Here is a 7,004-nt window from a genome sequence, read left to right on the forward strand (position 1 = left end):
TTCCCGCGGTACGTGAGAGTCGTATCGGATTTTCGGCCCCTTGCAACTGCGTGTTGCGGCGGCGATGCACGACAGGAAGGCAGGGAGATCGGCAGTGACCTACACGATTGCTGAACCGTGTGTAGATGTGATGGACAAGGCGTGCATCGAAGAATGCCCTGTCGACTGCATCTACGAGGGTGGACGCATGCTTTACATCCACCCCGACGAGTGTGTCGACTGCGGCGCGTGTGAGCCTGTCTGTCCCGTCGAAGCCATCTTCTACGAAGACGACGTCCCGGACCAGTGGAACGCGTACATCAGCACCAACGTCGATTTCTTCGACGATCTCGGCTCGCCGGGTGGAGCGGCCAAGCTCGGCAAGGTCGACTACGACACGCCGTTTATCAAAGCGCTGCCTCCCATGGGTGAGGAATAGAGATCTTGTCTCGTACTCCGGTGGCCGCTGGGCTTCCTGATTTTCCGTGGGATTCGCTCGCCGATGTCACGGCGAAGGCGCACTCTCATCCCGACGGCATCGTGAACCTGTCCGTGGGGACGCCGGTGGATCCGGTGGACCCGGTGATTCAGGAGGCTCTGGCCTCTGTTGCCGAGGTGCCCGGATACCCGACGACTCATGGCACGCTCGCGCTTCGCGAGGCCGTGGCGGAGTCACTGGATCGCCGCTACAACATTCCCGACGTCGATCCGGCAGCGGTGCTGCCGGCCATCGGTACCAAGGAAATGATCGCGTGGCTGCCGAAATTGCTCGGTCTCGGAGCCGACGATCTGGTGGTCATTCCGGAGTTGGCGTACCCGACGTACGAGGTCGCAGCGAAACTGGCAGGTGCTCGCGTCCTGCGCGCCGACGGCTTGAACAAGCTCGGTCCCGAGTCGGCGGCGATGATCTTCGTGAACTCGCCCTCGAATCCCACCGGCAAGGTGCTCGGCCTCGAGCACTTGCAGAAGGTCGTGGCCTGGGCGCGCGAGCGCGGCGCCATCGTCGTCTCCGACGAGTGCTACCTCGGATTGACGTGGGAAGCGGATGCGCTTTCCATTCTCGATCCTCGTGTCAACGACGGTGATCTGACCGGTTTGCTTGCGGTCCACTCACTTTCGAAGACGTCCAATCTTGCGAGCTATCGCGCCGGGTTCGTCACCGGTGATCCGGCTCTGGTGTCGGAACTGCTCGAGGTGCGCAAGCACGCGGGCATGATCCTGCCGCTACCGATCCAGGCGGCGATGACCGCAGCCTTGGGCGACGACCAACACGAGAACATCCAGCGCGAGCGGTACCGCGAGCGTCGTAGTGTGTTGATCGAAGCTGTTCGAGGCGCCGGATTCACCGTCGACAATTCCGAGGCAGGTCTGTACCTCTGGGCGACGCGCGGCGAGGAATGTCGAGCGACGGTCAGTTGGTTCGCCGATCGTGGGATCCTCGTTGCCCCCGGTGAGTTCTACGGACCGAGCGGGAGCAAGCACGTGCGGATCGCGCTCACTGCAACAGACGAACGAATCGCCGCGGCAGCAAAGCGCCTCTCCGCCTGAATCGTGTGCTTTCCCAGGTGTCAGGTTCCCTGATGTCGGTATCGGTCCGATGTAAGGTCGCGCTGTGACCACCTCAGGGACCGGCGGCTTGGACGCGGTACTGATTTTTGCTGTCGTTGCTGCCTCGGTTGCACTGATGCTCGTGTGGTTGAAAAGTCGTCGAGTTTTCGGAGAATTCCCACTCTCGGCAGCTCTCCTCTGGCTGATGGTTGCAGTGCCTTCCATCTTGCAGGCGGCGATGCCGGGACTGCTCGAGATGTTTCGTCGTGATCCTGCGTTGATTCGTGACGGGCAATGGTGGCGCATTCTGACCTCCGTGCTCGTTCAGGACGGAGGGGCCGCAGGAACTGTCACCAATCTCGCGACGCTGGCCGTGGTTGCACCGCTTGCGTTTCGGCTCTGGGGCGCCGCACGTGGCTGGGCTCTCTTCCTGCTCGGTCAACTGTTGTTCGGTTTGCTCACCACCGCAGTCTTCCCGTCGACCGGCGCAGGCAACTCCGGTGCCACGCTTGCTCTGGCAGCGGCGGCCGCGGGGATCGGCGTTCTGGTGCGCCCGCGAATGCCTGAGATTGTTCTGACGGTCGTGATTGTCGTCGGCGGCGCAACATTGGTGACGGTCGACGACGCACACGGATTCGCGGTGCTTTCCGGGGCGCTCTTGGGGGCTGCGCTGGTGACGCTGTTCCCTCCGCACTCGATGGACGCGCGTCGGGCAGGAGAAAGTTTGCGACCATCCGCGCTGTGAGATGCTGTCGTGGTGCTGCTGAGATCCTTGAACCCCCTTGCTGTTGCCCGCGGTGACGACCTCGACGACGCCGTGACGATCGGTGACACGGTTCTCTCGCGGAGTGCCATTCTCGGTGCCGCGACCTCGGTCGCGGAGCGAGCGGCGCAGGCCGATCGGGTTGCCGTATTGGCAACTCCCACAGCAAAAACGATTCTCGCCGTCGTCGGGGCGTTGATTGCCGGCGTCACCGTTGTGCCGGTCCCGCCGGACTCGGGGAAGGCTGAGCGAGAGCACATTCTGCGTGACTCCGGTGCCCAGGCGTGGCTCGGCGAAACGGACGACCACTGCGAAGGCCTGCCCGTGGTTCCCGTCCGATTGCACGCTCGCTCGTGGCACAGCTATCCCGAACCGGCACCGCAGTCCACAGCATTCGTCCTGTACACGTCCGGAACTACCGGCCCACCGAAGGGCGTTCTGCTCAGTCGCTCGGCTATCGCAGCCGGGCTCGACGCGCTCGCCGAGGCCTGGGACTGGACGTGGCGAGACACCCTCGTACACGGGCTTCCGCTCTTCCACGTGCACGGACTGATTCTCGGAATCCTCGGCCCCCTCCGGATCGGCAGCCGGGTGATCCACACCGTCAAGCCGACGCCGGAAAACTACGCAAGGGCCAAAGGCTCCCTCTACTTCGGTGTCCCCACCGTCTGGTCGCGTATCGCCGAAGACGAAGAAGCTGCCCGCGCGTTGTCCGGTGCCCGACTTCTGGTCTCCGGTAGTGCGCCGCTTCCCGTGCCGGTCTTCGAAAAGCTGCGGGAGCGAACAGGATTGACGCCCATCGAGCGTTACGGCATGAGTGAGACGATGCTGACCCTGAGCACGCGTTTCGACGGCGAGCGACGCCCGGGGTGGGTCGGCGTGCCGCTGCGCGGAGTCGAGACTCGTCTTCGTGACGAGAAGGGCAACGATGTGCCGCACGACGGCGAGAGTATCGGCGGCCTACAGGTACGTGGGCCGATGCTTTTCGACGGCTACTTGAACCGTCCGGACGCAACCGCCGAGTCCTGGACGGAGGACGGCTACTTCAAGACCGGTGACGTCGCCGTCATCGACGAGGGTGGGTTCCACCGAATCGTCGGCCGCGAATCCATCGACTTGATCAAATCCGGTGGATTCAGAGTCGGCGCCGGCGAGATCGAGACCGCCATCCTCGGGCACCCTTCGGTGTCCGAAGTTGCGGTGATCGGTGTCCCCGACGCCGATCTGGGGCAGCGGATCATCGCCGTCGTAGTCCGTAAGCCCGGGACTCCCGAGGTCACCGAAGCCGAATTGGTCGAGTTGGTCGGGGCGGAGTTGTCGGCGCACAAGCGTCCCCGTGAGGTTCGATTTGCCGAGACTCTGCCACGTAACGCGATGGGCAAGGTTCAGAAGCGTGAGCTGCTCTAGGCAAGTCAGTTTGCTGAAAAGTCGCTGCGACGCTTGAAGGTTCGTGAATTCGGCCGGTCTGTCCCGGAATGTGGGCTCGCCGGTTCTCCGACGATTCAGCGCTAGTTGGAATTTCTGTGTTCTTGGCTACACTACCGCCCGGTAGGGACAGTTCCAGTCGCGCGCATACCGTCGGTATGCCTGAGTGCGAGTGGCCTCGGAAGGGCAGATTTCATGGCGGGCGGACGGCATTCGAGTCCTGACAGCGGTCGGTCGATCGGGTTCTACGCAGTGGGTGGGTTGGTTGCCGTCGCGGTAGTCGCCACCGGGGTGGTGGTCTTCAAGGCAACACAGTCCGATTCCTGCGAGAGCGTCGACGAGTACTCGCTGGCAGCGGATCCTGCGATCGCGCCGGCAGTCACGGAGATCCTCGCAGAATCGTCGCCGGAGCAGACAGGCTGTTCACGGATCACGGTCACCTCTGCGCTGCCCGGGGACGTTGCGGGAACTTTAGGTAAGGGCGTGGACGCTCCGGACATGTGGATACCGGATTCGACAGCGTGGGTCGGCAAAGCTGCATTGACGGCCAAGGGGCCGGTTGCTGCCGCGGGAGGTTCGATCGCCACCTCGCCTGTCGTTCTCGCCTCCGGCGGTGGCGAACAGTTTGCCAGTTGGCTCACGGCGCTTCAGGTTCCCGACCTGGCGTTGGGCAATCCGTTGTTCACAGGGGTTGCGTCGGCGCCCATTCTCGGAGCTCTCGCGGAGACCGGGGCCACCTCCGAATCCGTTCGAGCGGCACTCGTACCCCATGCGCAAGCGGAGAGTGTTCGTACCGAAGATCAGCCGGTAGGACAGAAGATGCTCACCGAATTGGTCAGCTCCGGAAAGGTCGGTGTTTCGACCGAGCAACAGGTCGTCGAGTTCACGAAGGCCGAGTCGAAGATTTCCGCGACAGTACCGGCGACGGGAACCATGATCATGGATTACCCCCTGGTGGTCAGTGCTTCGGCACCGGACCGGCACTACGCCGCAGCCAAGAAGAGTGACGCCATCGCCGAGCTGTTGCACAGTGAATCTGCTCAGGAAGTGCTGACGCGCAGCGGGTTCCGTACTTCCGGCGGTGGAGCCGTCGAAGGTGGAGTCGGTGACGTCACGGCACTGACCGTGTCCGAACAGTCGGTGGCCGATCAGACACTGGGCGCTTGGGCTCTGATGGCCAAGCCGATCCGGACACTCGTTGCGATCGACGTGTCTGCGTCGATGGACTACCCGGCGGCAGGCGGCAAGACGCGCATGCAGTTGACCACTGCTGCTGCTCTGGCCGGCAATCAGGTCTTCCCAGACAGCGTCGCTGCCGGTCTCTGGGCGTTTTCCCAAGGTATGAACGGAACCCAGGACTTCCAGGAATTAGTGCCGATCAGGCGCTACGACACGATCGTCGACGGTGTGACTCAACGAAAGTTGATGGCAGATCAGGCGAACCGGCTCACCGAACTCAAACGTGGCGCCACAGGTTTGTACGACACGACGCTGGCCGCATTCCGTAAGGTTCAGGAATCGTACGATCCGCGAGCAGTCAACAGTGTCATCATCTTGACCGACGGCGCAAACGAAGATCCTGACAGCATCAGCCGTGAACAGTTGCTCGATGTTCTTGCACGCGAGCAGGATCCGGCGCGTCCGGTCATCATCGTCACCATCGGCATCACCGATGACGCAGATGCGGCGGCGCTCGCCGATATCTCCCGCGTGACGGGCGGTTCGACGTACATCGCTCGTGACCCCTCGGAGATTTCCGAGGTGTTCGTGAACGCATTGGCTCACCGAGGAACTTAGGCCGCATCCGGACTGGTCCAGGGTGCCGGAAGTGGCGGAGCCTCAGACGAATACCGGTGCCCGGTAGGTGTCGTTGTGGTGAAGGTGTGCCGGTTACCTGGTACAGGTTCGGCAGTCCAGTCCGAGCCCTGTTTCGCGTAATTGCATGCCGCACACAACCCGGCACCGTTGGCTGCGCTGGTGAGGCCACCCCTCGAGTGATCGCGAATGTGGTCGCGGTGGCGAACCGGCGCGTCGCACCACGGAGTACGGCAGCTTCGATCACGGAGTTCGATCAATCGCGCCAACCCCTTCGGGAAGGTTCTCGCCGTGGATTCCATTGCGGTCAGCGCGCCCGTATCGGGGCGTGCGTAGAGCTTTCGGAGCGTTGCCACCGTTTCGGAGTCTTCGCTGGCCTTGGTGATCCATTCGCGTGCAATAGCGGCTGGTACAGGTCCGTACCCGTGGACGTACGCCGGGTCGGAATTTTCGCCCAACAATGACTGGTCGGAGACAACCAGATTCACGGTGACGGGTGTCGGTGTGGCGCGGCCGATTCCGGTAACTCGCTCGACCAGGAGATCAGCCATGATTTGCGCTCGGGTGCGCTTGTCCCCGCCGGCAAGTACGGAATCTGCGTCGCGCCTGAGCGTGGCGTGCACGGCGATACCTTCGGCCACGGGAAGGAACACATTGAGCCAGCACATCGTGTCGGGCGCAGGCCGTGACGTCACTCGTCTGTCTCCCACGGCTTTGCGTGCTCGTCTGGCAATACTATCGGAGTCTATTTCGGCAGTGCGTGCGCGGATTCTTTGTGTCAGTTGATGGTTGCCGCATCCGTCCAAGATTGCAGCGTCGCAGCAGAACTCGCGATCCAATGTAGCGCGATCCTGGGCGGTGAGACATGAAGTCTCGCGCATGAGGATCGTCGCTTGATGCTCACTGATGGAGCCGTCGACGAGTAGTCGAAGTGTGTGAGGCATCTCGTCGTTCAGTGCGCGGGCCAGGTTCAGATGCTGAGTTCCGAACCAAGCCGACTCTCGCCGTGCGAGGGCAATCTGCGCGTTGATTCCACGGCCTTGGTATGCGCGCGGCACTCCCCGTTCGCCGCGGTCGTTGCGGGTGAACGCGTCGAGATCGGCAGCCAGCAATGCCTGGGCACCAGCGCAACTGGCCTTCAACTCTTCCAATGCGCGCAGAAGATCCACGCGTGCTGCGTTGTCGATGGATCGATCCATGCTGGCGAGTGATGCCCGGAATTGTCCGATGGTCTCTTCGGATATCGCCTGTTTGGATATCGCCTGTCCAGATACTTGCGTCGTCACTTTCACCCCCCGGTAGTGTCGAACATACATTCGATACTAGCCTCGACAGCGAACGGACGCAACGCCTTTCTCCGTTGGCGTCTGAAAGTTCCGACAGTTCGGTTTTCGTGGTTGACTGGTCCTCATGATCGAGCTGAGGGGATTGACCAAGGTTTACGGACCGACGAAAGCGGTGGACGATTTGTCGT

The 7,004-nt window shown here is 62.4% G+C and carries 6 protein-coding genes; 5 read left to right on the forward strand and 1 reads right to left on the reverse strand.

What is annotated here, in order from left to right; translation table 11 throughout:
• Positions 1 to 94: 94 nt before the first annotated feature.
• The 5 genes from fdxA (at position 95) to QRN54_RS28320 (ending at position 5,512) form a co-directional block, all read left to right on the forward strand.
• A complete protein-coding gene (gene fdxA, locus QRN54_RS28300) occupies positions 95 to 418 on the forward strand; it encodes a ferredoxin (RefSeq protein WP_003945248.1) in 324 nt (107 codons plus the stop codon).
• Between the two features lie 5 nt (positions 419 to 423).
• The gene (gene dapC, locus QRN54_RS28305) at positions 424 to 1,527 is read left to right on the forward strand and encodes a succinyldiaminopimelate transaminase (protein WP_003945226.1); all 1,104 of its coding nucleotides are present in this window, start codon (positions 424 to 426) and stop codon (positions 1,525 to 1,527) included.
• Between the two features lie 64 nt (positions 1,528 to 1,591).
• A complete protein-coding gene (locus tag QRN54_RS28310) occupies positions 1,592 to 2,272 on the forward strand; it encodes a hypothetical protein (RefSeq protein WP_007726255.1) in 681 nt (226 codons plus the stop codon).
• Positions 2,273 to 2,284: 12 nt separating this feature from the next.
• On the forward strand, positions 2,285 to 3,697 hold the full coding sequence (locus QRN54_RS28315) for an acyl-CoA synthetase (RefSeq protein WP_285183545.1): 1,413 nt from the start codon (positions 2,285 to 2,287) through the stop codon (positions 3,695 to 3,697).
• A 213-nt stretch (positions 3,698 to 3,910) separates the two neighbouring features.
• Entirely contained in the window at positions 3,911 to 5,512 is a 1,602-nt protein-coding gene (locus QRN54_RS28320) for a substrate-binding and VWA domain-containing protein (RefSeq protein ID WP_007726253.1), read from the forward strand.
• Here the strand turns inward: QRN54_RS28320 and QRN54_RS28325 are convergent.
• Positions 5,509 to 6,729 (reverse strand): HNH endonuclease, encoded by a 1,221-nt coding sequence (locus QRN54_RS28325; RefSeq protein ID WP_007726246.1) that lies wholly within the window; start codon positions 6,727 to 6,729, stop codon positions 5,509 to 5,511. The genes QRN54_RS28320 and QRN54_RS28325 overlap by 4 nt on opposite strands.
• Between the last annotated feature and the right edge of the window lie 275 nt (positions 6,730 to 7,004).

Source organism: Rhodococcus sp. MEB032, assembly GCF_030208925.1.
Classification (GTDB): domain Bacteria; phylum Actinomycetota; class Actinomycetes; order Mycobacteriales; family Mycobacteriaceae; genus Rhodococcus_F; species Rhodococcus_F qingshengii.